Source organism: Streptomyces sp. NPDC048192 (genome assembly GCF_043202415.1).
Classification (GTDB): domain Bacteria; phylum Actinomycetota; class Actinomycetes; order Streptomycetales; family Streptomycetaceae; genus Streptomyces.
This window is the reverse complement of sequence record NZ_JBIDAL010000019.1, coordinates 101,163-126,961: the sequence shown is the minus strand read 5'-3', so window position 1 is coordinate 126,961 and position 25,799 is coordinate 101,163. Positions and strand designations below refer to the sequence as shown.

Annotated in this window: 25 protein-coding genes; 5 read left to right on the top strand and 20 right to left on the bottom strand. The window is 70.8% G+C overall.

Annotated features, from left to right (window positions below):
- Positions 1-7: 7 nt before the first annotated feature.
- Genes nuoK through ACGFZN_RS33460 form a run of 11 tightly spaced genes read right to left on the bottom strand, consistent with a single transcriptional unit; the run spans position 8 to position 10,864 of the window.
- Positions 8-307, bottom strand: coding sequence for an NADH-quinone oxidoreductase subunit NuoK (gene nuoK, locus ACGFZN_RS33510; protein WP_023547474.1), 300 nt, complete (start codon positions 305-307; stop codon positions 8-10).
- Positions 304-1,146 (bottom strand): NADH-quinone oxidoreductase subunit J, encoded by an 843-nt coding sequence (locus ACGFZN_RS33505; protein WP_393862220.1) that lies wholly within the window; start codon positions 1,144-1,146, stop codon positions 304-306. The genes nuoK and ACGFZN_RS33505 overlap by 4 nt, the downstream gene beginning before the upstream one ends.
- On the bottom strand, positions 1,143-1,784 hold the full coding sequence (gene nuoI / locus ACGFZN_RS33500; RefSeq protein WP_393862219.1) for an NADH-quinone oxidoreductase subunit NuoI: 642 nt from the start codon (positions 1,782-1,784) through the stop codon (positions 1,143-1,145). The genes ACGFZN_RS33505 and nuoI overlap by 4 nt, the downstream gene beginning before the upstream one ends.
- Positions 1,777-3,141, bottom strand: coding sequence for an NADH-quinone oxidoreductase subunit NuoH (gene nuoH, locus ACGFZN_RS33495; protein ID WP_393862218.1), 1,365 nt, complete (start codon positions 3,139-3,141; stop codon positions 1,777-1,779). Before nuoH ends, nuoI begins: the two co-directional genes overlap by 8 nt.
- Entirely contained in the window at positions 3,138-5,642 is a 2,505-nt protein-coding gene (locus tag ACGFZN_RS33490) for an NADH-quinone oxidoreductase subunit G (protein ID WP_393862217.1), read from the bottom strand. The genes nuoH and ACGFZN_RS33490 overlap by 4 nt, the downstream gene beginning before the upstream one ends.
- Positions 5,639-6,985, bottom strand: a complete 1,347-nt coding sequence (nuoF, locus tag ACGFZN_RS33485; RefSeq protein WP_393862216.1) for an NADH-quinone oxidoreductase subunit NuoF — start codon at positions 6,983-6,985, stop codon at positions 5,639-5,641. The genes ACGFZN_RS33490 and nuoF overlap by 4 nt, the downstream gene beginning before the upstream one ends.
- Complete coding sequence (nuoE, locus tag ACGFZN_RS33480; RefSeq protein WP_393862215.1) at positions 6,985-7,851, bottom strand: NADH-quinone oxidoreductase subunit NuoE; 867 nt, start codon at positions 7,849-7,851, stop codon at positions 6,985-6,987. The genes nuoF and nuoE overlap by 1 nt, the downstream gene beginning before the upstream one ends.
- Positions 7,848-9,173 carry an NADH-quinone oxidoreductase subunit D gene (locus tag ACGFZN_RS33475; RefSeq protein WP_330338408.1) on the bottom strand — a complete coding sequence of 442 codons (1,326 nt, stop codon included), beginning with the start codon at positions 9,171-9,173 and terminating at the stop codon, positions 7,848-7,850. The genes nuoE and ACGFZN_RS33475 overlap by 4 nt, the downstream gene beginning before the upstream one ends.
- Entirely contained in the window at positions 9,170-9,940 is a 771-nt protein-coding gene (locus ACGFZN_RS33470; protein ID WP_393862214.1) for an NADH-quinone oxidoreductase subunit C, read from the bottom strand. Before ACGFZN_RS33470 ends, ACGFZN_RS33475 begins: the two co-directional genes overlap by 4 nt.
- Positions 9,937-10,491, bottom strand: coding sequence for an NADH-quinone oxidoreductase subunit B family protein (locus ACGFZN_RS33465; RefSeq protein ID WP_007383964.1), 555 nt, complete (start codon positions 10,489-10,491; stop codon positions 9,937-9,939). Before ACGFZN_RS33465 ends, ACGFZN_RS33470 begins: the two co-directional genes overlap by 4 nt.
- A gap of 13 nt (positions 10,492-10,504) precedes the next feature.
- Complete coding sequence (locus tag ACGFZN_RS33460; protein WP_003992243.1) at positions 10,505-10,864, bottom strand: NADH-quinone oxidoreductase subunit A; 360 nt, start codon at positions 10,862-10,864, stop codon at positions 10,505-10,507.
- 754 nt (positions 10,865-11,618) lie between these two features.
- Between ACGFZN_RS33460 and ACGFZN_RS33455 the strand changes: the two genes are divergently transcribed.
- Both ACGFZN_RS33455 and def read left to right on the top strand, forming a co-directional pair.
- Positions 11,619-12,425: a C40 family peptidase gene (locus ACGFZN_RS33455; protein ID WP_393862213.1), complete on the top strand. Its 807-nt coding sequence runs from the start codon at positions 11,619-11,621 to the stop codon at positions 12,423-12,425.
- Between the two features lie 151 nt (positions 12,426-12,576).
- Positions 12,577-13,200: a peptide deformylase gene (def, locus tag ACGFZN_RS33450; RefSeq protein WP_393862212.1), complete on the top strand. Its 624-nt coding sequence runs from the start codon at positions 12,577-12,579 to the stop codon at positions 13,198-13,200.
- A 57-nt stretch (positions 13,201-13,257) separates the two neighbouring features.
- On the opposite strand, the gene ACGFZN_RS33445 is transcribed toward def, so the two are convergent.
- On the bottom strand, positions 13,258-14,550 hold the full coding sequence (locus ACGFZN_RS33445; RefSeq protein ID WP_393862211.1) for a geranylgeranyl reductase family protein: 1,293 nt from the start codon (positions 14,548-14,550) through the stop codon (positions 13,258-13,260).
- 97 nt (positions 14,551-14,647) lie between these two features.
- Here ACGFZN_RS33445 and ACGFZN_RS33440 point away from each other — a divergent pair, with 97 nt between their 5' ends.
- Both ACGFZN_RS33440 and ACGFZN_RS33435 read left to right on the top strand, forming a co-directional pair.
- Entirely contained in the window at positions 14,648-15,166 is a 519-nt protein-coding gene (locus ACGFZN_RS33440) for a GNAT family N-acetyltransferase (RefSeq protein WP_393862210.1), read from the top strand.
- 109 nt (positions 15,167-15,275) lie between these two features.
- Entirely contained in the window at positions 15,276-15,584 is a 309-nt protein-coding gene (locus ACGFZN_RS33435; protein WP_393862209.1) for a PASTA domain-containing protein, read from the top strand.
- 16 nt (positions 15,585-15,600) lie between these two features.
- On the opposite strand, the gene ACGFZN_RS33430 is transcribed toward ACGFZN_RS33435, so the two are convergent.
- From ACGFZN_RS33430 to ACGFZN_RS33415, 4 genes are read right to left on the bottom strand one after another with little or no spacing between them, the layout of a single operon-like run.
- Positions 15,601-16,296, bottom strand: coding sequence for a demethylmenaquinone methyltransferase (locus ACGFZN_RS33430; protein WP_330338415.1), 696 nt, complete (start codon positions 16,294-16,296; stop codon positions 15,601-15,603).
- Between the two features lie 23 nt (positions 16,297-16,319).
- The gene (locus ACGFZN_RS33425; protein WP_393862208.1) at positions 16,320-17,414 is read right to left on the bottom strand and encodes an acyltransferase; all 1,095 of its coding nucleotides are present in this window, start codon (positions 17,412-17,414) and stop codon (positions 16,320-16,322) included.
- A gap of 1 nt (position 17,415) precedes the next feature.
- Positions 17,416-19,671: a bifunctional polysaccharide deacetylase/glycosyltransferase family 2 protein gene (locus tag ACGFZN_RS33420; protein WP_393862207.1), complete on the bottom strand. Its 2,256-nt coding sequence runs from the start codon at positions 19,669-19,671 to the stop codon at positions 17,416-17,418.
- A 19-nt stretch (positions 19,672-19,690) separates the two neighbouring features.
- Positions 19,691-20,062: a hypothetical protein gene (locus ACGFZN_RS33415; RefSeq protein WP_393862206.1), complete on the bottom strand. Its 372-nt coding sequence runs from the start codon at positions 20,060-20,062 to the stop codon at positions 19,691-19,693.
- A 220-nt stretch (positions 20,063-20,282) separates the two neighbouring features.
- Here ACGFZN_RS33415 and ACGFZN_RS33410 point away from each other — a divergent pair, with 220 nt between their 5' ends.
- Positions 20,283-21,299, top strand: a complete 1,017-nt coding sequence (locus ACGFZN_RS33410) for a chitinase (RefSeq protein ID WP_393862205.1) — start codon at positions 20,283-20,285, stop codon at positions 21,297-21,299.
- 81 nt (positions 21,300-21,380) lie between these two features.
- Here ACGFZN_RS33410 and ACGFZN_RS33405 read toward each other — a convergent pair whose 3' ends face one another.
- The 4 genes from ACGFZN_RS33405 to ACGFZN_RS33390 all read right to left on the bottom strand — a co-directional run bounded on the left by ACGFZN_RS33405 (position 21,381) and on the right by ACGFZN_RS33390 (position 25,762).
- Complete coding sequence (locus ACGFZN_RS33405; protein WP_393862204.1) at positions 21,381-21,986, bottom strand: hypothetical protein; 606 nt, start codon at positions 21,984-21,986, stop codon at positions 21,381-21,383.
- A gap of 7 nt (positions 21,987-21,993) precedes the next feature.
- Positions 21,994-23,193: a cyclic dehypoxanthinyl futalosine synthase gene (mqnC, locus tag ACGFZN_RS33400; RefSeq protein WP_393862203.1), complete on the bottom strand. Its 1,200-nt coding sequence runs from the start codon at positions 23,191-23,193 to the stop codon at positions 21,994-21,996.
- A 71-nt stretch (positions 23,194-23,264) separates the two neighbouring features.
- Complete coding sequence (locus tag ACGFZN_RS33395; RefSeq protein WP_393862202.1) at positions 23,265-23,993, bottom strand: prepilin peptidase; 729 nt, start codon at positions 23,991-23,993, stop codon at positions 23,265-23,267.
- Positions 23,990-25,762: a serine/threonine-protein kinase gene (locus ACGFZN_RS33390; RefSeq protein WP_393862201.1), complete on the bottom strand. Its 1,773-nt coding sequence runs from the start codon at positions 25,760-25,762 to the stop codon at positions 23,990-23,992. Before ACGFZN_RS33390 ends, ACGFZN_RS33395 begins: the two co-directional genes overlap by 4 nt.
- Positions 25,763-25,799 lie beyond the last annotated feature (37 nt).

Sequence of the window (25,799 nt, the reverse complement as noted above, 5' to 3'; positions counted from 1 at the left end):
CGACCCCTTACAGCTTCATCAGGCTGGCGTCGTCGACCGAGGCCGAGTGGCGGGTACGGAACAGCGACACGATGATCGCGAGGCCCACCACGACCTCCGCGGCGGCGACGACCATCGTGAAGAAGGCGATGATCTGGCCGTCGAGGTTGCCGTGCATCCGGGAGAAGGTGACGAACGCGAGGTTGCAGGCGTTCAGCATCAGCTCGATGCACATGAAGACCACGATGGCGTTGCGCCGGATCAGAACGCCGGTCGCGCCGATCGTGAACAGCAGGGCGGCGAGGTAGAGGTAGTTGACCGGGTTCACTTCGACGCCTCCTCGGGCCGCTTGAACGTCGCCGGTTCGATCGCCCTGCGCGCCAGGCGTTCCTCCGCGCGCTGCTCCAGCGCCCGCAGGTCGTTGAGCGCCTCCGCCGACACGTCACGGATCTGGCCGCGTTCGCGCAGCGTCTTGCTGACGGTCAGCTCGGACGGGGTGCCGTCGGGGAGCAGACCCGCGATGTCGACCGCGTTGTGCCGGGCGTAGACGCCGGGGGCGGGCAGCGGCGGTACGTACTTGCCGTCCCGCACGCGCTGTTCGGACAGCTCGCGCTGGGTCCTGGCGCGCTCGGTGCGCTCGCGGTGGGTGAGCACCATGGCGCCGACGGCGGCCGTGATGAGCAGGGCGCCGGTGATTTCGAAGGCAAAGACGTACTTGGTGAAGATGAGGGAGGCGAGGCCCTCCACATTGCCGCCCGCGTTCGCCCGGCCGGTGCCGGCGAACTCCTTCAGGGAGGCGTTGCCGATGCCGGCGAACAGCAGGACGCCGAAGCCGATTCCGCACACCAGGGCCAGCCAGCGCTGGCCCTTGATGGTCTCCTTCAGGGAGTCCGCGGCCGTGACGCCGACGAGCATCACCACGAACAGGAACAGCATCATGATCGCGCCGGTGTAGACGACGATCTGCACGATGCCCAGGAAGTAGGCGCCGTTGGCGAGGTAGAACACCGCCAGGACGATCATGGTTCCGGCGAGGCAGAGGGCGCTGTGCACGGCCTTCTTCATGAAGACGGTGCACAGGGCGCCGATCACCGCGACCGTGCCGAGGACCCAGAACTGGAAGGCCTCACCGGTGGAGGTGGTGTAGGCGGCGAGTTGTGCGGTCATCGGCCGATCACCTTCTCGGAGGCCGGCTCGTCCTCGCCGAAGGTGGACGCGGCCTCCTGCGGGACCTCGCCCTTGGACACGGCGACCTGGCGGACCGTGCCGGGCGCGGCCTGGGTCACCAGGCCCCGGTAGTAGTCCTGTTCGTCCGTCCCCGGGAAGATCGCGTGGGGAGTGTCGACCATGCCCTCTTCGAGGCCGGCGAGCAGCTGTTCCTTGGTGTAGATGAGATTGGCGCGGCTGGAGTCGGCCAGTTCGAACTCGTTGGTCATCGTCAGCGCGCGCGTGGGGCACGCCTCGATGCACAGGCCGCACAGGATGCAGCGGGCGTAGTTGATCTGGTAGACGCGGCCGTACCGCTCGCCCGGCGAGTAGCGCTCCTCGTCGGTGTTGTCGGCGCCTTCCACGTAGATGGCGTCGGCGGGGCAGGCCCAGGCGCACAGCTCGCAGCCGACGCACTTCTCCAGGCCGTCCGGATGGCGGTTGAGCTGGTGCCGTCCGTGGAACCGCGGAGCCGTGGTCTTTTTCTGCTCCGGGTACTGCTCGGTCAGCCGCTTCTTGAACATGGCCTTGAAGGTCACGCCGAAGCCGGCCACGGGGTTCAGGAAACCGGGCCTGGTCTCCTTGGGCTCCTCAGCCATCGGACGCCTCCTTTCCCTCCGAAGATCCGTCACTGACAGTGTCCGACCCGCCACTGACAATCAGCTCGCGCTCGCGGCGCGACCGGCGCCTCGGCACCGGCGGCAGCTCCTGTCCGGGCAGCGGCGGCACGGGGAATCCGCCCGCCATCGGGTCGAATCCGGCCTGTTCGGCGGCGGGCTCCTCGGCCGCCTTGGCCTTCTCGCGGAACATGTCGACGAGGTAGGAGATCACCACCAGGGCGAGGACCGCGCCGCCGACGGGCAGGGCGATGTCGGCGAAGTCGTAGTGCTCGTTGCGCAGGGCCCGTACGGTCGCCACCAGCATCAGCCAGGTCACGGAGACCGGGATCAGGACCTTCCAGCCGAGCTTCATCAGCTGGTCGTAGCGCACCCGGGGGAGCGTGCCCCGCAGCCAGATGAAGAAGAACAGCAGCAGCTGGACCTTGATCACGAACCAGAGCAGCGGCCACCAGCCGTGGTTCGCGCCCTCCCAGAAGGTGCTGATCGGCCAGGGTGCGCGCCAGCCGCCGAGGAACAGGGTGGTCGACACCGAGGAGACCGTCACCATGTTCACGTACTCGGCCAGCATGAACATCGCGAACTTGATGGACGAGTACTCGGTGTTGAAGCCGCCGACGAGGTCGCCCTCGGACTCCGGCATGTCGAAGGGGGCGCGGTTGGTCTCGCCGACCATCGTGACGATGTAGAGGAGGAACGAGACCGGCAGCAGCAGGATGTACCAGCGGTCGTGCTGCTGCGCCACGATCGTGGACGTCGACATCGACCCCGAGTACAGGAACACCGAGGCGAACGCGGCGCCCATGGCGATCTCGTAGGAGATCATCTGCGCGCAGGAACGCAGGCCGCCGAGCAGCGGGTAGGTGGATCCGGAGCTCCAGCCCGCCAGGACGATGCCGTAGATGCCCACGGAGGCGATGGCGAGGATGTAGAGCATCGCGATCGGCAGGTCGGTGAGCTGCATCGCGGTGCGCGTGCCGAAGATCGAGATCTCGTTGTCCGCCGGGCCGAAGGGGATCACCGCGATCGCCATGAAGGCCGGAATGGCCGCGACGATCGGTGCGAGGACGTAGACCGCCTTGTCCGCGCGTTTGACGATGATGTCTTCCTTGAGCATCAGCTTCACGCCGTCGGCGAGCGACTGGAGCATGCCCCAGGGGCCGTGCCGGTTCGGGCCGATGCGCAGCTGCATCCAGGCGACGACCTTGCGCTCCCAGACGATGGAGAACAGCACGGTCACCATCAGGAAGGCGAAGCAGAAGACGGCCTTGACGACGACCAGCCACCAGGGGTCGCGGCCGAACATCGAGAGGTCTTCAGCTGCGAGGTACGGGCTCATGCCTCCACCTCCTTGGGGGCCTGTTCGGCAGATGCCGCCGGGCCGATGCGGACGAGTGAGCCGGGTCGTGCCCCGGTGTCGGAGGCGACGCCCGCGCCGGCCGAGTTCAGCGGGAGCCAGACCACCCGGTCGGGCATCTCGGTGATCTGCAGCGGCAGTTCCACGACGCCGGCCGGGCCGGTGACGGCGAGGACCTCGCCGTCCTGGACCCCCGCCTCGGCCGCCGTCGCGGCGGACACGCGCGCGTGCGCGGCGTGCCGGGTGCCGGCGAGCGCCTCGTCGCCCTCCTGGAGGACGCCCTGGTCGAGAAGGAGCCGGTGCCCGGCGAGCACGGCCTCCCCGGCGGCGGGGCGGGGCAGCGGGCCCGCGGTCTCCTGGGGGTCGAGGGCGCGCCCGCCGTCCCAGAGGGCGAGCCGGTCGATCTCCGCGCGCGTGGTGCGCAGATCGGGCAGGCCCAGGTGGACGTCCATGGCGTCGGCGAGCATCTGCAGCACGCGCGCGTCGGTCGGTGCGAGACGGCGGGTCATCTGGTCGGGCTTGAGGGCGGCCTCGAAGAACCGCACCCTGCCCTCCCAGTTGAGGAACGTGCCCGCCTTCTCGGGGACCGCGGCGACCGGCAGGACGACGTCGGCGTGCTCGGTGACCTCGCTGGGCCGCAGCTCCAGCGACACCAGGAAGCCGACGCTGTCGAGCGCTTCACGCGCGCGTGCCGGGTCGGGCAGGTCGGCGATCTCGACCCCGGCGACCAGGAGGGCCGACAGTTCGCCGGTGGCGGCGGCTTCGATGATGTGGTGGGTGTCGCGGCCGTAGCGCGCAGGGAGTTCGGCGAGCCCCCAGACGGCGGCGACCTCCTCCCGCGCGCGCGGGTCGGTCGCCGGGCGGCCGCCCGGCAGCAGCGACGGCAGCGCGCCGGCCTCGACGGCGCCGCGCTCACCGGCCCGGCGCGGGATCCACACCAGCCGGGCGCCGGTGGCGGTGGCGGCGCGTACGGCGGCGGTGAGGCCGCCGGCGACCGCGGCGAGCCGCTCGCCGACGACGATGACCGCGCCCTCGGTGCGCAGCGCTTCCGCGGCCCGCGTGCCGGGCTCTTCCAGGCCGACGCCGCTCGCGAGGGCGTCCAGCCACTCGGTCTCGGTGCCGGGCGCGGCCGGCAGCAGGGTGCCGCCCGCTTTCTCCAGGCCCCGGGTGGCGTGCGTGGCCAGCGCGAACACCTTCTGCTTGCGCTTGCGCCAGGCCTTGCGCAGCCGCAGGAAGACGCCGGGGGCCTCCTCCTCCGACTCGAAGCCGACCAGCAGGACGGCGGGCGCCTTCTCCAGGGAGGTGTAGGTGACGCCCGTACCGTCGAGGTCGCGGCCGCGGCCGGCCACCCGGGAGGCGAGGAAGTCGGCCTCCTCGCCGCTGTGCACGCGCGCGCGGAAGTCGATGTCGTTGGTGTCGAGCGCCACGCGCGCGAACTTGCTGTAGGCGTAGGCGTCCTCGACGGTCAGCCGGCCGCCGATGAGGACGCCGGCCCGGGAGCGTGCGGCGGCGAGTCCGCGCGCGGCCGCCTCCAGGGCCTCCGGCCAGGAGGCGGGCTCCAGGACGCCGTCGGCGCTGCGGACGAGCGGGGTGTCGAGGCGGTCCTTGAGCTGCGCGTACCGGAACGCGAAGCGTCCCTTGTCGCAGATCCACTCCTCGTTGACCTCGGGGTCGTTCTCGGCGAGGCGCCGCATGACCTTGCCGCGCCGGTGGTCGGTGCGGACGGCGCAGCCGCCGGAGCAGTGCTCGCACACCGACGGCGAGGAGATGAGGTCGAAGGGGCGGGAGCGGAAGCGGTAGGCCGCGGAGGTGAGCGCGCCGACGGGGCAGATCTGGATGGTGTTGCCGGAGAAGTACGACTCGAAGGGGTCGCCCTCGCCGGTGCCGACCTGTTGGAGGGCGCCCCGCTCGATCAGCTCGATCATCGGGTCGCCCGCGATCTGGTTGGAGAACCGGGTGCAGCGGGCGCACAGCACGCACCGCTCGCGGTCGAGCAGCACCTGGGTGGAGATCGGCACCGGCTTTTCGTAGGTGCGCTTCTTGCCGTCGAAGCGGGACTCGGCGTTGCCGTGCGACATGGCCTGGTTCTGCAGCGGGCACTCGCCGCCCTTGTCGCAGACCGGGCAGTCCAGCGGGTGGTTGATGAGCAGCAGCTCCATCACACCCTTCTGGGCCTTCTCCGCGACCGGGGAGGTGAGCTGTGTCCTCACCACCATGCCGTCGGTGCAGGTGATGGTGCAGGACGCCATCGGCTTGCGCTGGCCCTCGACCTCGACGATGCACTGACGGCAGGCGCCGGCGGGGTCGAGCAGGGGGTGGTCGCAGAACCGGGGGACCTCGATGCCGAGCTGTTCGGCGGCACGGATGACCAGGGTGCCCTTGGGCACGCTGATCTCGATGCCGTCGATCGTCAGCGTGACGAGGTCTTCCGGCGGGACCGCCGCCTCTCCCCCACCTGTGGGAGCACTGGTGGTCACGGTCATGCGTTCACCTCCGGGCGGTCCGCCCAGGCCGTCGACTTGGCCGGGTCGAAGGGGCAGCCCCGGCCCGTGATGTGCTGCTCGTACTCCTCGCGGAAGTACTTCAGCGAGGAGAAGATCGGGGACGCGGCGCCGTCGCCGAGGGCGCAGAAGGACTTGCCGTTGATGTTGTCGGCGATGTCGGCGAGCTTGTCGAGGTCGGCCATGGTGCCCTTGCCGGCCTCGACGTCCCGCAGCAACTGCACCAGCCAGTACGTCCCTTCGCGGCAGGGCGTGCACTTGCCGCAGGACTCGTGGGCGTAGAACTCGGTCCAGCGGGTCACGGCGCGCACGACGCAGGTCGTCTCGTCGAAGCACTGCAGGGCCTTGGTGCCGAGCATGGAGCCCGCGGCGCCCACTCCTTCGTAGTCGAGGGGGACGTCGAGGTGTTCGTCGGTGAACATCGGCGTCGAGGAGCCGCCCGGCGTCCAGAACTTCAGCCGGTGGCCGGGCCGCATGCCGCCGCTCATGTCGAGCAGCTGGCGCAGCGTGATGCCGAGCGGGGCCTCGTACTGGCCGGGGGCGGCGACGTGGCCGCTGAGGGAGTAGAGCGTGAAGCCCGGGGACTTCTCGCTGCCCATCGACCTGAACCAGTCCTTGCCGTTTTTCAGGATGGCGGGAACCGACGCGATCGACTCGACGTTGTTCACAACAGTCGGACAGGCGTAGAGGCCTTCCACCGCAGGGAAGGGGGGACGCAGCCGCGGTTGACCACGGCGGCCTTCGAGCGAGTCCAGCAGTGCGGTCTCCTCACCGCAGATGTACGCGCCGGCGCCGGCGTGCACGGTGAGGGTCAGGTCGAGTCCGCTGCCCAGGATGTTCCCGCCGAGGTAGCCCGCCGCGCAGGCCTCGCGCACGGCCTCGTGCAACCGCCGCAGAACGGGGACGACTTCACCACGCAGATAGATGAAGGCATGCGACGACCTGATGGCATAGCACGCGATCACAATGCCCTCGATGAGGCTGTGCGGGTTCGCGAAGAGGAGCGGGATGTCCTTGCACGTCCCGGGCTCCGACTCGTCGGCGTTGACAACTAGATAGTGCGGTTTTCCATCTCCCTGCGGAATGAACTGCCACTTCATTCCGGTCGGGAATCCGGCGCCGCCGCGGCCGCGCAGACCTGAGTCCTTGACGTACGCGATCACGTCGTCCGGTGACATGGCGAGCGCCTTGCGGAGCCCCTCGTACCCCTCGTGCCTCCGGTAGACGTCCAGGGTCCAGGACCGGTCCTCGTCCCAGAAGGCCGACAGCACGGGTGCGAGCAGCTTCTCGGGGCTCGTGTCCTTGACCTCGGGTACCACGGTCATCACTCCCCCTCCTCGGCGGTAGGCCCTGCCGGGTGGGCGGGGTCGGAGGCCGATGTCTCCTGCGGCGCGTCATGGGAGCTGAGGTGCTCGGACGGCGACGGTTCGTGCACCCTGTCGTGCGGCTCCTCATGCGGACCTCCGCGCGGATGGACCACGCGCGCGGGTGCGGCCTCTCCCTTCGCCAGGCGAAGGCCCACCAGCGACGCGGGCCCCGCACTGCCGCCCTCCTCGACGGCCCCGGGCCGCTCGTCGGGGAAGCCGGCCAGGATCCGCGCGGTCTCCTTGAACGTGCACAGCCGCGCCCCGCGCGTGGGCTGTACGGGCCGTCCCGCACGCAGGTCGTCGACCAGGCGCTTGGCGCTGCCCGGCGTCTGGTTGTCGAAGAACTCCCAGTTGACCATCACGACCGGTGCGTAGTCGCAGGCCGCGTTGCACTCGATGTGCTCCAGGGTGACCTTGCCGTCGTCGGTGGTCTCGCCGTTGCCGACGCCCAGGTGCTCCTGGAGGGTTTCGAAGATCGCGTCGCCGCCCATCACCGCGCACAGCGTGTTGGTGCACACGCCGACCTGGTAGTCGCCGGACGGCTTGCGCCGGTACATGGTGTAGAAGGTGGCGACGGCGGTGACCTCGGCCGTGGTGAGGTTCAGCATGTCCGCGCAGAACTGCATTCCGGTGCGCGTGACGTGGCCCTCCTCCGACTGCACGAGGTGGAGCAGCGGGAGCAGGGCGGACCGGGAGTCCGGGTAGCGCGCGATGATCTCGCGCGCGTCCGCCTCCAGCCGGGCCCGGACGTCGTCCGGATACGCGGGTGCGGGCAGTTCGGGCATGCCCAGGCTGACGCCCCGCTCCGAAGAAGAGGTGGTCACCGGTCGACGCCTCCCATCACGGGGTCGATGGACGCGACGGCGACGATGACGTCGGCGACCTGGCCGCCTTCGCACATCGCCGCCATGGCCTGCAGGTTGGTGAAGGACGGGTCGCGGAAGTGGACCCGGTAGGGGCGGGTGCCGCCGTCGGAGACGGCGTGCACGCCGAGCTCGCCCTTGGGGGACTCGACGGCCGCGTACGCCTGTCCCGGCGGGACGCGGAAGCCCTCGGTGACGAGTTTGAAGTGGTGGATCAGGGCCTCCATGGAGGTGCCCATGATCTTCTTGATGTGGTCGAGGGAGTTGCCGAGTCCGTCCGGGCCCAGGGCGAGCTGGGCGGGCCAGGCGATCTTCTTGTCGGCGACCATGACGGGGCCGGGCTGGAGCCGGTCCAGGCACTGCTCGATGATCCTGAGCGACTGGCGCATCTCCTCCAGGCGGACCAGGAAGCGGCCGTAGGCGTCGCAGGTGTCGGCGGTCGGGATCTCGAAGTCGTACGTCTCGTAGTCGCAGTACGGCTGTGCCTTGCGCAGGTCGTGCGGCAGGCCGGTGGAGCGCAGGATCGGGCCGGTGGCGCCGAGGGCCATGCAGCCGGCCAGGTCGAGGTAGCCGATGTCCTGCATGCGGGCCTTGAAGATGGGGTTCCCGGTGGCGAGCTTGTCGTACTCCGGGAGGTTCTTCTTCATCTTCTTCACGAACTCGCGGATCTGGTCCACCGCGCCGGGCGGCAGGTCCTGGGCGAGTCCGCCGGGGCGGATGTACGCGTGGTTCATCCTGAGGCCCGTGATGAGCTCGTAGAGGTCGAGAATCATTTCACGATCACGGAAGCCGTAGATCATGATCGTGGTGGCGCCGAGCTCCATGCCGCCGGTGGCGATGCACACCAGGTGGGAGGACATCCGGTTCAGCTCCATCAGGAGCACTCGGATGATCTTGGCGCGTTCGGTGATGTCGTCCTCGATGCCGAGGAGTTTCTCGACGGCGAGGCAGTAGGCGGTCTCGTTGAAGAAGGACGTCAGGTAGTCCATGCGCGTGACGAAGGTGGTGCCCTGCGTCCACGTGCGGTACTCGAGGTTCTTCTCGATGCCGGTGTGCAGGTAGCCGATGCCGCAGCGGGCCTCGGTGACCGTCTCGCCCTCGATCTCGAGGATCAGGCGGAGCACTCCGTGGGTGGAGGGGTGCTGGGGACCCATGTTGACGACGATGCGTTCGTCGTCGGCGCGGGTCGCGGACTGGACGACCTCGTCCCAGTCGCCACCGGTGACCGTGTAGACGGTGCCCTCGGTGGTTTCCCGGGCGGCTGCTGACTGGGTGCTGCTCACGAGTACGACCTCCGCTGGTCCGGAGCCGGGATCTGGGCGCCCTTGTACTCGACGGGGATGCCGCCGAGGGGGTAGTCCTTGCGCTGCGGGTGGCCCTGCCAGTCGTCCGGCATCATGATCCGCGTCAGGGCCGGGTGACCGTCGAAGACGATTCCGAAGAAGTCGTACGTCTCGCGCTCGTGCCAGTCGTTCGTCGGGTAGACGGAGACGAGGGACGGGATGCGCGGGTCGGCGTCGGGGGCGCTGACTTCGAGGCGGATCTGCCGGTTGTGGGTGATCGAGCGCAGGTGGTAGACGGCGTGCAGCTCGCGCCCCTTGTCGTGCGGGTAGTGGACGCCGCTGACGCCGGTGCACAGCTCGAAGCGCAGGGCCGGGTCGTCGCGCAGGGTGCGGGCGACGCGGACCAGGTGCTCGCGCTCGATGTGGAAGGTGATCTCGCCGCGGTCGACGACCGTCTTCTCGATGGCGTTGCCGGGGAGGAGTCCCTGTTCCTCCAGGGCGCCTTCCAGCTCGTCGGCGACCTCGTCGAACCAGCCGCCGTAGGGGCGGCTCGCCGGTCCCGGGAGTCGGACCGAGCGGACCAGGCCGCCGTAGCCGGAGGTGTCGCCGCCGTTGTTGGCGCCGAACATGCCGCGCTGGACGCGGATCTCCTCGCCGCCCTGGCCGCGCTGGCCGGGGAGGTTGGAGGCGGAGAGGTCCTTCTCGGGGTTCACCCCGTTCGCGGACCCGTTCACGCCGTGCGTGCCGTTGCCGTTCGCGTCGCTCACCGCAGCAGCCCCTTCATCTCGATCGTGGGCAGGGCCTTGAGCGCCGCCTCCTCCGCCTCGCGGGCCGCCTCCTCGGCGTTGACGCCGAGCTTGGAGGACTGGATCTTCTGGTGGAGCTTGAGGATGGCGTCCATCAGCATCTCGGGGCGGGGCGGGCAGCCCGGCAGGTAGATGTCGACCGGGACGATGTGGTCGACGCCCTGGACGATCGCGTAGTTGTTGAACATGCCGCCCGAGGAGGCGCAGACGCCCATGGAGATCACCCACTTGGGATTGGGCATCTGGTCGTAGACCTGCCTGAGCACCGGCGCCATCTTCTGGCTGACCCGGCCGGCGACGATCATCAGGTCGGCCTGGCGCGGTGAGCCGCGGAAGACCTCCATGCCGAAGCGCGCCAGGTCGTACCGGCCGGCGCCGGTGGTCATCATCTCGATGGCGCAGCAGGCGAGGCCGAAGGTCGCGGGGAAGACGGACGCCTTGCGCACCCAGCCCGCGGCCTGCTCGACGGTGGTCAGCAGGAAGCCGCTCGGCAGCTTTTCTTCGAGTCCCATGTCTAAAGGCCCCTCAGTCCCATTCCAGGCCGCCGCGCCGCCATACGTACGCGTACGCGACGAAGACGGTGAGCACGAAGAGCAGCATCTCCACGAGCCCGAAAATCCCCAGGGCGTCGAAGGTGACGGCCCAGGGGTAGAGGAAGACGATCTCGATGTCGAAGACGATGAAGAGCATCGCCGTCAGGTAGTACTTGATGGGGAAGCGCCCGCCGCCGGCCGGCGTGGGGGTCGGCTCGATACCGCACTCGTAGGCCTCGAGCTTGGCGCGGTTGTACCGCTTCGGACCGATCAGCGTGGCCATGACCACGGAGAAGATCGCAAAGCCTGCCCCGAGGGCTCCCAGTACGAGGATGGGCGCATACGCGTTCACCGCTCCTCGCTCCTCTCAGTCGGCACTGACTGCTGGCGGTTGCACTGGTGCACTGCGCTCACTTCCGCCTCACAAGTCCCTTGGAACCCCCGTCGTCCCGGACGAAGATCGAGAACATGTGAAGCAGGTCACAAGCCCAGTTGCCACGCATCTTATGCCCGTCGCTCTGTGATCTGCGACACGGGGTATTGCACGACCTTTGTGATCTCCACCACCTGACGAAGGATCATGAAGTCGGATGATGAGTGATCTTCATACGCGAAGCGTTCAGTTGATCACCAGAAGTGACTATTTTGCTCGTCGCCGCAGGCAGGAGGGCGCGTCTCCATATCAAGAGTGTTCCGGTGCATGCAAATTGGCGCTGGACGCAGACGGCTGCTAGAGGGGCGCCTTCACACATCAGGGGGAGGTGCGGTGCGCGATGTGGACGGAGGCCCCGACGCGTGCACGCGTTCACGAGCCGTGCGCATACAGGACGCCGCGCTTCGGGTAACCGTTCCGTGACCTCCGCCACATCGATGAGAGATCCCTGAGAACCGGGCTTGGCCAATCAACCCAACCGGTGGTAGGCGGGGAGCAATTCGGACGTAATGATCAAAGACCGTGATCAAGCCCTTGATCGCCGACGTCCGCAATGTCCGTTACGGCGTCAATAAAGAGCGACGCGCTCGGGATTCTCGGTCTCGATTGAGCAACTGTGGCGGAGCACACGTTTCTTGAAGATATGAAGGAGCCCCTGGTACCGGTTGTTCCCATGTCCCACACCGCTCACATACGCAGCCACCGGAAGCCCCGCCGCAGCGCGTCGTCCCTCGCGATGCGGGCCGGAGTTGCCGGTGGCGTCCTCAGCACCCTGGCAGTCGCCGGGGCGTCCGGCTCGGCGAACGCGGCCGAGCCGGTGACGCAGACCCTCGAACTGCCCACCTTGACGGCCGACCTGGCCGCACAGGCCGCCCAGTCCGCGGACGCCACCCAGCAGGCCGCCGCGAACTACCAGCTGCAGGCCGAGCGTGACGCGGCCGCCGCGAAGGCCGCGAAGCAGGCCAAGGCGGACCTCGCCGAGGCGAAGCAGAAGGCCGCCGAGGCCAAGAAGAAGGCCGAGGAGGCCGCCCGCAAGGCCGCCGCCGAGCGCGCCTCCCGCAACGCCGAGCGGACCACGCTCGCCGCCACGACGGACGCCGCCTCCACGAGCAGCTCGACGGCCACCGGTTCGGCCGCCGCCGTCGTCGCCTTCGTCAAGGCGCAGATCGGCAAGGCGTACGTCTCCGGCGCCACCGGCCCGTCGGCGTACGACTGCTCCGGCCTGGTGCAGACCGCCTTCAAGCAGGTGGGCATCAGCCTGCCGCGCGTCTCCCAGGACCAGTCCACGGCCGGCACCCAGGTGTCGCTGAGCAACCTGCAGCCGGGCGACATCCTGTACTGGGGCGGCGCGGGCAGCGCGTACCACGTCGCGGTGTACGTGGGCGACGGCATGTTCGTCGGCGCGCAGAACCCCTCCAGCGGCGTCGGGGAGCACCCGCTGTCGTACGACCCGCCGAGCGGGGCCGTGCGGGTGCTCTGAGGGCACCTGGCACCTCTCACGCGCGTAGGGCCGCAGCCGCTCGGGGGCAGCGGCCCTTGCGCCGTTCCCGGCGCGCGCCGGCGGTGTTCCTGACATGCTCGGGCTCGGACCGCCCGTCCGGCGGTCCTCCACGAGCGAAGGAGACCGTGCGATGCCACGCGTGTTCGTCCAGGGAAGGCCCGCCGACCACTACCCGCGCCACGCCCCCGAGGCCGGGCGCGGTGCGGTGCGCCGGATCACCGAGGTGGGCGAGGAGATCCTGCACAAGCCGTGCCGGGACGTCACGGAGTTCGGGCCCGACCTCGCCGCACTCGTCGACGACATGTTCCTGACCCTGTACGCCGCCGAAGGAGCGGGCCTGGCGGCGAATCAGGTCGGGGTCGATCTGCGGCTGTTCGTGTACGACTGCCCCGATGACGACGAAATCCGGCATGTCGGACACATCGTCAATCCGGTGCTCGAAACGCCCACGCTCGGGCGACGGCTGCTGGACGAGGGCGAGGGCTGCCTGTCGGTGCCGGGTGCGGTGATGGCCGTACCGCGGCCGGACCGGGCCGTGGTGCGCGGGCTGGACAGGGACGGCAACCCGCTCGTCGTCGAGGGCACCGGGTACTTCGCACGCTGTCTCGCCCACGAGACCGACCACACCAACGGCTTCCTCTACCTGGACCGGCTCTCCAAGCGGGAGAAGAAGGACGCGCTGCGGCAGATGGCGGCCCGGCGGGAGGAGGTCCTTGCCCGCCGGGCCGCCAACGCGGTGGCTCTCGCCTCGTAGTGCGGCTCTCGCCTCGTAGTGCGGCTCTCGCCTCCTGGTGCGGCTCCCGGCCCCCGGTCAGGCCTTCGGAGCCACCTTGCTCAGGCCGTTGATGATGCGGTCCATGGCGTCGCCGCCCGTGGGGTCGGTGAGGTTCGCCAGCAGCTTGAGGGTGAACTTCATCAGCAGCGGGTGCGTCAGGCCGCGCTGGGCGGCGATCTGCATGACCTTCGGGTTGCCGATGAGCTTCACGAAGGCGCGGCCGAGGGTGTAGTAGCCGCCGTAGGTGTCCTTCAGCACGCGCGGGTAGCGCTGCAGGGCGATCTCGCGCTGGGCGGGGGTGGCACGCGCGTGTGCCTGCACGATGACGTCGGCGGCGATCTGGCCGGACTCCATGGCGTAGGCGATGCCCTCGCCGTTGAAGGGGTTCACCAGGCCGCCGGCGTCGCCGACGAGCAGCAGGCCGCGCGTGTAGTGCGGCTGGCGGTTGAAGGCCATGGGGAGGGCGGCGCCGCGGATGGGGCCGGTCATGTTCTCCGGCGTGTAGCCCCAGTCCTCGGGCATGGAGGCGCACCAGGCCTTGAGGATCTCGCGCCAGTCCAGCTCCTTGAAGGAGGCGGAGGTGTTCAGCACGCCGAGGCCGACGTTGGACGTGCCGTCGCCCATGCCGAAGATCCAGCCGTAGCCGGGCAGCAGCCGGTCCTGGGGTCCGCGGCGGTCCCACAGCTCCAGCCAGGACTCCAGGTAGTCGTCGTCGTGGCGGGGCGAGGTGAAGTAGGTGCGCACCGCGACGCCCATGGGGCGGTCCTCACGGCGGTGCAGGCCCATCGCGAGGGACAGCCGGGTGGAGTTGCCGTCGGCGGCGACGACGAGCGGCGCGTGGAAGGTGACCTCGCGCTTCTCCTCGCCGAGCCGGGCGGTGACGCCGGTGATGCGGCCGGTGCGGTCGTCGACGACCGGACCGGAGACGTTGCAGCGCTCGAAGAGGCGGGCGCCCGCCTTCTGGGCGTTGCGGGCGAGCTGCTCGTCGAAGTCGTCGCGCTTGCGGACCAGTCCGTAGTTCGGGTAGGCGGCGAGTTCCGGCCAGTCCAGCTGGAGGCGGGAGCCGCCGCCGATGATGCGCAGGCCCTTGTTGCGCAGCCAGCCGGCCTCCTCGGAGATGTCGATGCCCATGGCGACGAGCTGCTTGACCGCGCGCGGGGTGAGGCCGTCGCCGCACACCTTCTCGCGCGGGAACTCGGTCTTCTCCAGCAGCAGGACGTCGAGACCGGCCCTGGCGAGGTGGTACGCGGTCGTGGAGCCGGCCGGCCCCGCGCCGACGACGATGACGTCGGCGGTGTTCTCGGAGAGGGGCTCCTTCACGACGGTCACGGCGGGATCTCCCCAAGTTCGAAATCTGCGTGCCGACCGGCACTGGACAGGGGCAGTCTATTCAGCAGAATTGATCACCCGGCTGAAGGGCTGCCCTGTGAACCGACCTCTCCCCGCGGTACGGCTGCGTGTTCCCACCCACGAGGACGCGATCGCCTGGCACCGGGTCTTCGGCGACCCCGAGGTCATGGAGTTCTACGGCGGCAAGCCGGCGGCCCTGTCGGTCTACGAGGAACTCACCGCGCGGCAGCGGCGGCACGACGCCGAACTCGGCTTCTGCCTGTGGACTGTGCTGGACGCCTCCGGCGAGGTCGTCGGGTTCACCGGAGCGCAGCCCTGGCGGCCCGACTGGGGACCGGTCGGCGACATAGAGATCGGCTGGCGGCTCGGGCGCGCGCACTGGGGCAAGGGGTACGTCACCGCGGCCGCGCAGGAGACGCTGCGGCGGCTGCGGGCGGCCGGGGTGCCGGAGGTGGTGGCGATGGTCCGGCCGGGCAACGAGCGGTCGATCGCGGTGACCCGCCGGCTCGGCATGAAGCCGGCCGGGACCTATCCGCATCCCACGCTGGACGAGGACGCCCTCTGCTTCCGGCTCCGTCTCCATGACGGACAGTAGTCGTCTGTTACGGAAAGACACCGATCCCTTCCGGGTGGGCCGCGCGGGAGTTACCCTTCGAGTACCGCTGGGGGTGACATCTGTGCGCATAACACCCAAAACACCCGAAGTGCGCGTGCCGCGGCTGGTCGGACTGATGGCCGTGGACGCGCGCGAGACGGCCCAGGCGCAGGGCCTGTTCATCAATGCGCCGGACCGCCCGGACTTCCACCGCGCGGTCGTCGACTACGTCGTACGCCAGTACCCGCAGCCCGGCGCCGAGGTGCCGCGGGACTCGATGGTGTACGTGTGGTTCGACTTCGGTGAGGGCGAGGGCGGCGGGGGTGTGCGCGAGCCGCGCGTTCCGCGGCCGCCGGCCGGAGGGCTGCAACGCGAACTCGGCGAGCCCGGAGACGCCTTCGAGATGATCGACCGCTGAGACCCGGCGGCGGGCCTCAGCTCTCCTTGAACCCCCGGTGCAGCGCGACCACACCGCCGGTGAGGTTGCGCCATGCCACCTTCGACCAGCCCGCCTTCCGCAGCCGCTCGGCGAGGGCGGGCTGGTCGGGCCAGGCGCGGATGGACTCGGCGAGGTAGACGTAGGCGTCCGGGTTGGAGGAGACGGCGCGCGCGACCGGCGGCAGGGCCCGCATCAGGTACTCGGTGTAGACGGTGCGGAAGGGCGCCCAGGTGGGGTGCGAGAACTCGCAGATCACCACGCGTCCGCCGGGCCGGGTCACCCGGTGCATCTCCGCGAGGGCCGCGTCCGTGTCCTGCACGTTGCGCAGCCCGAAGGAGATCGTCACGGCGTCGAAGGTGTCGTCCTTGAACGGCAGCCGCGTGGCGTCGCCGGCCGTGAAGGGCAGCCAGGTGTGCCGCTTCTTGCCGACCTGGAGCATCCCCAGCGAGAAGTCGCAGGGGACCACGTAGGCGCCCGTGCGCGCGAAGGGCAGCGACGAGGTCGCCGTGCCGGCGGCGAGGTCGAGGACCTTCTGCGCGGGGCGTGCGTCGACCGCCTTCGCCACCTCCTTGCGCCAGCGCCGGTCCTGGCCGAGCGACAGCACGTCGTTCGTCAGGTCGTACCGTTCCGCCACGTCGTCGAACATCGAGGCGACTTCGTGCGGCTGCTTGTTCAGGGAAGCGCGGGTCACCCGCCCATTGTTGCAGCCCCCCGTCACGGCAGGAGCCTCGGCTTCCTGCGTGCCGCGACGTCCTCCACCCAGCCGCACAGCAGGACGAAGGCGGCGATCAGGATCCAGCCGATGCCGAACATGAACCACTGGCTGTCCAGCGGCAGGTACGTCTCGAAGGCGGGCACGTCCCAGAACCGGTCGATCAGCGGGACGGCCAGGACGAGGGCGATCTCGTGCCAGAGGTAGATCGTCACCGCGCGGGCGTTGAAGACGGTGACGGTCCGGTCCAGCGCGCGCAGGCGGGTGAGCCGGGCGAAGTCGATACGGTAGCGCGCCTTCGCCCACATCAGCAGGGTCACGAAGCCGGCTGACCAGAAGGCCTGGGCGAGCGGGTCCTCGTCGAGGTCGTAGGTGCCGAAGCCGGCCTGGTGGGAGAAGGCGTACCAGGCGCCGTAGGCCATCGCGGCGCCCGACAGGACGCAGACGAGCACCGGTCTCGTCTGCTGGAGCACGCCCTCGCGGTGGGCGAAGCCGAGGATCCAGCAGAACAGGTACGTCGACAGGTCCCACAGGGCGCTGCCGAAGCGGTTGTCCGGGCCGGACCACAGGAAGTTCAGGACCAGGACGGGGACGAGGGAGAGGAGCAGCACCGGGACGGCCGCCTTGCGGAAGATCCACAGCAGGGCCGGGGAGAGCAGCACGAACCACAGGTAGGTGCGCAGGTACCAGAGGATCTCCCAGGCCTGCTCGCCCCACGCGTTGCCGGGCGGGTCGCCGAGCGGCACGATCCAGTAGACGATCTGCCATCCCGGCATCCAGTCGTGGATCAGCATGGCGAGCACCACGAAGAAGCCCCAGAACCAGAACGGGGGCAGCAGGCGGCGCAGCCGGCTCTTCAGCACCTTCGCGGCCGGGCGCTCGAGGGACTTCGCCATGAGGGTTCCGGCCAGGCCGAACATGATGCCCATGGAGGGGAACACCAGACCGCACCAGGCCCAGCCGAAGGTGTGGTATGTCACCACCCTGATCAGGGCCAGCGCGCGGAGGGTGTCGAAGTAGCGGTCGCGGCCGGCGGGCGCCGGGCGGGAGGGCCGCCGTACGGCGGGTGCGGCCGCGGTTCTGCTGTGCGCTCCCATCTCAGCGCACCCCCGCCGGGGTGCCGACCTCGCCGGTGCGCCGCAGTTTCTGCCAGCGCAGGCGGCCGCCGGTGAGGGCGGTGATGCAGGAGTGGATGAGGACCAGGTACATCATCTGGCGGTAGGCCAGTTGCTGCAGCGGCATCATCAGCAGGTAGCGGTACTTCTCCCGGTCCAGACGGAAGGCGTGGGCCGCACAGGCCAGTTGGACGCCGAGCACGGCGAGCCAGGCCAGCAGGGCCGCCCGGAAGTCGACGAAGAGCATCGAGTAGAGGGTGAAGACGTCGATCAGCGGGGCGAAGACGGGCGTGACGATCTGGAAGATCACCACCAGGGGCATGCCGACCCGGCCGAAGCGGCCCGAAGGACCCCGGTCCGTCAGGGACTTGCGGTGCTTCCAGAGGGCCTGCATGGTGCCGTACGACCAGCGGTAGCGCTGGGACCACAGCTGCTTGAGGGAGCCCGGCGCCTCGGTCCACGCGCGCGCGTGCTCCTGGTAGACGACGCGCCAGCCCGCGCGGTGCAGGGCGATGGTGATGTCGGTGTCCTCGGCGAGGGTGTCCTCGCTCATCCCGCCGGCCGCGAGCACCGCCTCCCGGCGGAACGCGCCGATCGCGCCCGGGATCGTCGGCATGCAGCGCAGCAGGTCGTACATGCGCCGGTCGAGGTTGAAGCCCATCACGTACTCGATGTGCTGCCAGGCGCCGATGACCGTGTTGCGGTTGCCGACCTTGGCGTTGCCGGCGACCGCGCCGACGGACGGGTCGGCGAACGGCTGCACCAGGTGCCGTACCGTCTCCGGCTCGAAGACGGTGTCGCCGTCCATCATCACCACGACCTCGTACGAGGCGCTGCGCACGCCGTTGTTCAGCGCCGCCGGTTTGCCCGCGTTCTCCTGGCGGATCACCCGGACGTTGGTCATCCCGAGCGACTCGGCCGCCGCGCGCGCGATGTCGGAGGTGCCGTCGGTCGAGCCGTCGTCGACGACGATGATCTCGATCGGGTGGGTGCTGAGCGCCAGGGACTCCAGGGTGTTGGCGATGCACTCCTTCTCGTTGTAGGCCGGGACGATCACGCTCACCGGGCGGGTGACCGGCGGTCCCCAGGCGAACCGGCGTCTGTTGCGCTGCCGGTGGTGGCGGCGGGCCAGGACGACCATCATCGCGAAGCGGCCCAGCACGGCCACGCCCACGACGATCAGCCCTACGGAGAGCACCGGCAGCGTCCACTCGGCGACGGCGACGGCCGCGATGAGCGCCCTGCCCTCGTAGAGGGTCATGCCGGTGGCCCGGTGCTGGGCGGCCTGGAGGGCGTCGCCCTGCCGCGTGGCGCCGAGGCCCGGCGCCGACTGCCCCGCGGCGGCGCGCTGCTGCTGCTGCTGCTGCTCGAGAACGCCGCTGATGGTGGTGAAGGTGTAGCCCTTCGCCCGCATCTTCTCGATGTACCGCGGCAGCGCCGCGATCGTCTGCGACCGCTCGCCGCCCGCGTCGTGGAAGAGGACCGAGGCGCCCTTGGTGCCCTTGGGGGTGGCCCACTGGACGATCTTCGACACTCCGGGCCGCTTCCAGTCGTCGCTGTCGGTGTCGACGAAGACGCTGGTGTAGCCCTCCTTGCCGAGTTTTTCGTAGACGGGCCAGCTGTAGTCGTCGATGGCGTCCGTCTCGGAGGAGTACGGCGCGCGGAACAGCGTGGTGGTGATGCCCGCGGCGCCGGCGAGGGCGAGTTGCGTCTGCTCCATCTCGCGCCGGATGCGGGCGTCGCTCTGGTACGACAGGTCGACGTGGGTGAAGGTGTGGGCGCCGACCTCGTCGCCCTGCGTCACCATCGTCTTCACGATGTCCGGGTAGCGCGACACCATCGAGCCGACCAGGAAGAACGTGGCGGGCACGTCGTACTTCCGCAGGATCGCCAGGACTTGGGGGGTCCAGGTCGGGTTGGGGCCGTCGTCGAAGGTGAGCGCGATGGTCTTGTCCGGCACGGAGACCGTGGTCGCCCGGCCGTCGCGGAAGGTGAGGATCGGACCGCCGTTCAGGATGCTGTCGGGGACCTTGCTCGCGTCGGCGTTCGAGCGCACGCGCTGGTCGCCGCCGACCTCGGCGCGCAGATAGCCGTCGAGCAGCATCACACAGGTCAGGGCCAGCAGGAGCAGGAGGGCGAGGATGACGCGGGGCCGCTGGAGCGCGGCGGCCCGGCCGGCGGCGCGTTCGATGCGGGTGGGGGCACGCCGGCGGCCGCGCGAGGAGGTCGGAGTGGTCATGACTGCCGCTGCACTCCGGTCAGTTGGCGTCCGCGGAAACGGACGAGGACGAGGACGAGGACGAGGACGAGGACGGGGACGCGAACGGGAGCGAGGACGCGGAAGAGGACGCAGACGCGGCCGCGGACGCGGAGGGGGACGGGGAGAGGTGCCGGGCGCCCGTGGAAGGCAGGCCCGTCTCGGGGTTGATGCCGCCCTGGGGGCGTATCCCGCCGGGGGTCCGGCCGTCGCCGGCCGCGCCGAAGGGCAGCAGCGAGGACGGGTTGAGGGAGGTGCCCCAGCCCATGAAGGCGGCGGCGAGCACGCCCGCGTAGGCGAGGCAGACGGCGCCGACGAGCAGGCCGATGCGGCGCAGCACCCGGGAGCGGCGGCCGGTGGTGTCAACGAACACGGGTCCCTCGGTGGACCCGTTGCCATGTTTGCGGCGGCGACCATGTTGCGCGGCGCGACTTTCGATGACGGGTTCGGATTGCATTCCTCGGATATTAGGCGGCCTTTATGTGTGCTTTTCCCAGTGAATCTTGTGAGCCACCCATGAGCAGCAGCGAAAGCTGTCGCTTCGCTGAGCGTTTTCCGGTGCGCCCACATTGATGTGAGAGAGTGCGGACACGATGAGGAATTCACTGGCACTGCTCGCGGGGATCACCTGCGCGTTTGCACTCGCTATCACAGGCTGTTCCACCGGAGGCGCCGCCGGCCGTTCCGCCGCAAGCACTCCCTCGGCGACCGCCCCCGCCACCGCCCGCACCACCGCCTACGCCCCCTATGTCAGCGCCACCGCGGCCTCGGACACCGATTCCGCCGGGTCGCCTTCGGCGTACAACCTCGCCTTCGTGATCTCCGGTGACGGCGGCTGCACACCGGCGTGGAACGGCACCGAGGCGATCGGCGACGCGGCCGTGAAGTCGCGGGCGGCGCGGCTGCGAAAGGACGGCGCCGAGATCCGTGTCTCCTTCGGCGGGGCCTCCGGCAAGGAGCTGGCCGCGACCTGCGGCAGCGCCGCGGAGCTGGCCGCCGCCTACGCGAAGGCGCTGGACGCGGCCGGCGCCGGCCGGGCCGACTTCGACATCGAGGGCGACGAACTGACCGACTCCGCGTCCGTCGCGCTGCGTTCGCGGGCGATAGAGTTGCTGCAGAAGCAACGGCCGGACCTCCAGGTGTCCTTCACCCTGCCGGTGATGCCGTCCGGGCTCGACGCCGACGCGGTCGCGCTGCTGGAGTCCGCGAACACGTACGACGTCCAGGTCTCCACGGTCAACCTGATGACCATGAACTACGGCGAGTCCTACACCGGCGACATGGCCGGTTACGCCGTCACCTCCGCCGAGGCGGCGCACGCCCAGCTGGAGAAGGTCTTCGGGCTGTCGGACGCCGCGGCGTGGCGGGGCATGGCGCTCACCTCGATGATCGGGGTGAACGACGTCGCCGGGGAGACGTTCACCCTGTCCGACGCGGCGCGGGTACGGACGTTCGCGGTCGGCAAGCAGATCGCCTGGGTCTCCATGTGGTCGTCGTTCCGGGACCGGCAGTGCGCGCAAGGGGAGTCGGGCGCGGACGACGCGGCGACCGACTGCAGCGGGGTGGAGCAGGACGAGGGCGCGTTCGGCAGGGCGTTCGCCGGAAACTAGCGGCGGTGGGGAGCCGGCGACGGCGGGAAACCAGCGGCGGCGGGGAGCCGGCGACGGCGGGAAACCAGCGGTGGCCGGGAGCTAGCGGCGGCGGAAGAGCAGGCGGCCCTCGATGACCGTGGCCACGCAGGTGCCGGCACCGCGCTCGGTCAGTTCCGTCTCGTCGTGGACGTCGAAGACCGCGAAGCGGGCGGCGGAGCCCGGGGTGCGCGGGGGTGCGGTCACGGGCGGCAGACCGGAGGCGAGCGGGTCGAGGGACGGGACGCCGCCGGGCCGCTGCGAACGGCCCGCGAGCGTCAGCCCGGTGCGCCGCACGGCGTCGCGGACCGCGCGGTTGCGCAGCGGCTCGCAGGCCGCCGCGACCGTGCCGTGGGCCAGCATCCGCTGCACCCCGCGCCGTGCGCTCGCCGCCCAGCGGACGTCGTCCAGCGCGAGCGCGGTGAGCGCGTCGCCGGTGAGCGGCTCGGTGCCGAGGTCGTCGGCCTCGCGGGGATCCGGGTGGTACGCCTCCTCCAGCAGCTCCGTGCCGTGCGGGTTGACGAGCCCGGGGGTGATGATGCCGGGCCAGGTGCGCACGCGCGCGTGCGGGTACGCGGCGGCCAGCTCCTGAAGGGGGCCCGCGCCCGCGATCAGCGCGCCCTCGACGGCGAGGGCCCGCCCCCTGGAGTCGGCGTGGATCGTCAGCAAGGCGGGCTCAGTTGGAGGTCAGCAGCTTCAGTTCCGGGTGGGCCGTGCCGCCCTCGATGGCCGTGGAGGAGATGTGGGAGACCACGCGGTCGTCGACGGGGTCGTTCGCCGGGTCGTCGTGGACGACGAGGTGCTCGTACGTCGTGGAGCGCTGGGCCGGGACCCGTCCCGCCTTCCTGATCAGGTCGATGATCTCCAGGCGGTTGGAGCGGTGCTTGGCGCCGGCCGAGGAGACCACGTTCTCCTCCAGCATGATGGAGCCGAGGTCGTCCGCGCCGTAGTGCAGCGACAGCTGGCCGACCTCCTTGCCCGTGGTCAGCCACGAGCCCTGGATGTGCCGGACGTTGTCCAGGAAGAGGCGGGCGATGGCGATCATGCGGAGGTACTCGAAGAGCGTGGCCTGGGTGCGGCCCTTCAGGTGGTTGTTCTCCGGCTGGTAGGTGTACGGGATGAAGGCGCGGAAGCCGCCCGTGCGGTCCTGCACGTCCCGGATCATCCGCAGGTGCTCGATGCGCTCGGCGTTGGTCTCGCCGGTGCCCATCAGCATGGTGGAGGTGGACTCCACGCCCAGCCGGTGCGCCGTCTCCATGATCTCCAGCCAGCGCTCGCCGGACTCCTTCAGCGGCGCGATGGCCTTGCGGGGGCGCTCGGGGAGCAGTTCCGCGCCGGCGCCCGCGAAGGAGTCGAGGCCCGCCTCGTGGATGCGGGTGATGGCCTCCTCGACCGACACGCCGGAGATGCGGGCCATGTGCTCGACCTCGGACGCGCCGAGGGAGTGGATGACCAGCTGCGGGAACGCCTGCTTGATGGCCCGGAAGTGCTTCTCGTAGTACTCGACGCCGTAGTCCGGGTGGTGGCCGCCCTGGAACATGATCTGGGTGCCGCCCAGCTCGACGGTCTCCGCGCAGCGGCGCAGGATGTCGTCGAGGTCGCGGGTCCAGCCCTTCTCCGTGTCCTTGGGGGCCGCGTAGAAGGCGCAGAACTTGCACGCCGTGACGCACACGTTGGTGTAGTTGATGTTCCGCTCGATGATGTACGTCGCGATGTGCTCGGTCCCGGCGTACATGCGGCGGCGTACGGCGTCGGCGGCGGCGCCCAGCGCGTGCAGCGGGGCGTCCCGGTAGAGGGCGAGCGCCTCTTCCGGGGTGATCCGCCCACCGGCAGCGGCACGGTCGAGGACAGACTGGAGGTCGGCCTTCTCGGTCACCAGGGCGTCCCTTTCGGGGAGGTTGTGGACGGACCGAACCAGCCTACGCCAGCGGTTTCGCCGTACCGACGTCAGGCCGCGCACGCGCCGACCAGCAGCCCGGCGAGGGCGCCGGCCAGCAGGAACGGGCCGAAGGGGACCGCGGTCCTGCGGCTCGCCCGCCGTGCGAGGAGGAGCGCCGTGCCGTACAGCGCGCCGAGCAGGAAGCCGGCGAAGGCGCCGAGCAGGACGGTGGGCCAGCCGTACCAGCCGAGTACGGCGCCCGCCCCGACGGCCAGTTTCACATCGCCGAAGCCCATGCCGCCCGGGTTGACGAGGTACAGCGCGCAGTAGCCGGCGCCGAGCGCGAGGGCGCCGTACAGCGCGGTGGGCCAGTGGCCGGCGTGCCGGGGCAGCAGCGCGGCGAGGCCCAGCAGGGCGAGGGCGGCGGCGGCGAGGGGCAGGGTCAGCGGGTCGGGCAGCCGCCGCACCCGGAGGTCGACCACGGCGAGCAGCACCCCGACGGGCGCGAGCAGCAGCCACACCGCCAGCTCGGGCCGGACGCCGGTGGCGGCGGCGAGGGCGGCGCAGGTGAGGGCGGTGGCGACGGCGGTGGGGGCTGCGGCCGTGGGGCGGGCGGCCGCCCCGCAGGCGCCGCACGCGAGCCGGCCGAGCCAGCCGCGGAGCGGATGGCCGTCCGGGCAGCGCTCCCGCCAGGGTTCACCGGACGGTACGGCGAAACGGTAGGCGGCGCGGGGCAGCAGCGCACCGGCCAGCGCGCCCCACAGGGCGGCGACGGCGGCCAGCGCGCCCGTGCTCACCGTGCCGTACCGACCTTCGACAGGCGGGCCACCGGGTTGCCCTCGGCGGAACTGTCCGACGTGAACCTGAGGTCGTCGCCGACCGGGGTCAACTCGACCTGGTGCGCGGTGGGCACGCAGTGCCCGGGGTTGTCCTCGGCGCCCTTCGAGGTGGCGAGGACCTGGGTCTTCGTCACCTTCTTCAGGGTGAGGACGTCGGTGCACACGCCGCCGATCTGGTCGGTCTGCCGCAGCCGCCCCAACTCCCGCCCGACGGCGGCCTGGTGGACGGTGAGCCGGAAGGTGCCCGCGGGCAGGCTGCCGCCGAGGGCGGCGGCCTGCCCCTCCCAGGTGCCCAGGTAGCGGGCCGGGACCGCGCCCTGCCCGCCGCCCGGCTCGGCGGCGTCGCTGGAGGCCGCCGTCGGCGCCGACGAGACCGGGGGGCGGCTGCCCTCGCCGCCCGCGGTGTCGTCGTGGGACCAGGGCCGCAGCAGCAGCCCGGCCCCCAGGCCGCCCACGGCCAGCGCCCCGGCGACGGCCAGCACGACCGTGCAGCTCAGCCGGCGCCCACGGCCGCCGTCCGCCGGCGAGGCGGCGGCCGCCACGCTGACGGAGAGCCGGCCGGGTGCTTGAGCGTCCCGTGGTCCGGGCACGACGGTCGGGGCCCCGGCCGCGTCCCCGTCCGCGCCGGTCGCGGTCTTCGGCGGGCCCCCGGACAGGGGAACCCCCGGCGCACCGGGCGGCATGGGCGGCGGGCCCCCGGCATGCATCACCGGTGCCGGGCCGAAGACGCCGCCCTGGCTCGCCGGGCCGGGGGCGGGCAGGACCGCCGGGCCCGTCACCGCGGGCGTGTCGAAGGCCACCGGTCCGGAGCGCACCGGCTCCCCCGTGTCCGGTGTGTCCAGGTTCAGCAGGTGTACGGCGCTGCGGCTGACCTGTTCCACCAGGGGACCGGGGAGCCAGCCGCCGGAGATCAGGCGGCCGGCGCCTTCGGGGGCGAGGCGGCGGCCGATGTCGGCCGGGGCGGGACGGGAGGCCGGGTCCTTCGCCAGGCAGGCCGCCGCCAGCTCCCGCAACTCGCCGGTCAGGGCGTCGAGTTCGGGCTCCTCGTGGACGACCTTGTAGAGCAGCGCGGCCGAGGTGTCGCCGCGGAAGGGCGGTTCACCGGTGGCCGCGTGGACGAGGACCGCGCCGAGGGAGAAGACGTCGGCGGCGCCGGTGGCGCCCTTGCCGAGGATCTGCTCGGGCGCCATGTAGCCGGGCGAGCCGATGGACACGCCGGTGGAGGTCAGGGACGCCGTGCCGGCCATGGCCCGGGCGATGCCGAAGTCGATGAGCAGCGGTCCGTCCAGGGTCAGCAGGACGTTGGACGGCTTCACGTCCCGGTGCACGAGCCCGAGTTCGTGCACGGCCGCGAGCGCCTCGGCGAGGCCCGCGCCGAGGGCCCGCACGGTGTGCGCGGGCAGGGGGCCGGTGTCGGCGACGGCGGCGGCGAGGGAGGGACCGGCCGCGTACGCCGTGGCGACCCACGGGACGGCCGCGTCCGGGTCGGCGTCGAGGACGGGCGCCGTCCAGGCGCCGCCGACCCGCCGCGCGGCCGCCACCTCGCGCCGGAACCGCGCGCGGAACTCCTCGTCCAGGGCGAAGTGCGGGTGCACGACCTTCACGGCGACCGTACGGCCGCCCGCGCTGCGGCCGAGGTAGACCCGGCCCATGCCGCCGGAGCCGAGCCGGCCGAGCAGCCGGTACGGTCCGACGGCGGCCGGCTCGTCCGCGTCCAACGGCTGCATGCCGTGCTCCCCCCACCAGCTGGCGACCCCGGCGCCG

Excerpts from the sequence above, each read along its gene's own strand:
- ACGFZN_RS33505 (WP_393862220.1), bottom strand. The coding sequence starts at position 1,146 with ATGACCGCACAACTCGCCGCCTACACCACCTCCACCGGTGAGGCCTTC.
- nuoI (WP_393862219.1), bottom strand. The coding sequence starts at position 1,784 with ATGGCTGAGGAGCCCAAGGAGACCAGGCCCGGTTTCCTGAACCCCGTG.
- nuoH (WP_393862218.1), bottom strand. The coding sequence starts at position 3,141 with ATGAGCCCGTACCTCGCAGCTGAAGACCTCTCGATGTTCGGCCGCGAC.
- ACGFZN_RS33490 (WP_393862217.1), bottom strand. The coding sequence starts at position 5,642 with ATGACCGTGACCACCAGTGCTCCCACAGGTGGGGGAGAGGCGGCGGTC.
- nuoF (WP_393862216.1), bottom strand. The coding sequence starts at position 6,985 with ATGACCGTGGTACCCGAGGTCAAGGACACGAGCCCCGAGAAGCTGCTC.
- ACGFZN_RS33465 (WP_007383964.1), bottom strand. The coding sequence starts at position 10,491 with ATGGGACTCGAAGAAAAGCTGCCGAGCGGCTTCCTGCTGACCACCGTC.
- ACGFZN_RS33455 (WP_393862213.1), top strand. The coding sequence starts at position 11,619 with ATGTCCCACACCGCTCACATACGCAGCCACCGGAAGCCCCGCCGCAGC.
- def (WP_393862212.1), top strand. The coding sequence starts at position 12,577 with ATGCCACGCGTGTTCGTCCAGGGAAGGCCCGCCGACCACTACCCGCGC.
- ACGFZN_RS33425 (WP_393862208.1), bottom strand. The coding sequence starts at position 17,414 with ATGGGAGCGCACAGCAGAACCGCGGCCGCACCCGCCGTACGGCGGCCC.
- ACGFZN_RS33420 (WP_393862207.1), bottom strand. The coding sequence starts at position 19,671 with ATGACCACTCCGACCTCCTCGCGCGGCCGCCGGCGTGCCCCCACCCGC.
- ACGFZN_RS33410 (WP_393862205.1), top strand. The coding sequence starts at position 20,283 with ATGAGGAATTCACTGGCACTGCTCGCGGGGATCACCTGCGCGTTTGCA.
- ACGFZN_RS33390 (WP_393862201.1), bottom strand. The coding sequence starts at position 25,762 with ATGCAGCCGTTGGACGCGGACGAGCCGGCCGCCGTCGGACCGTACCGG.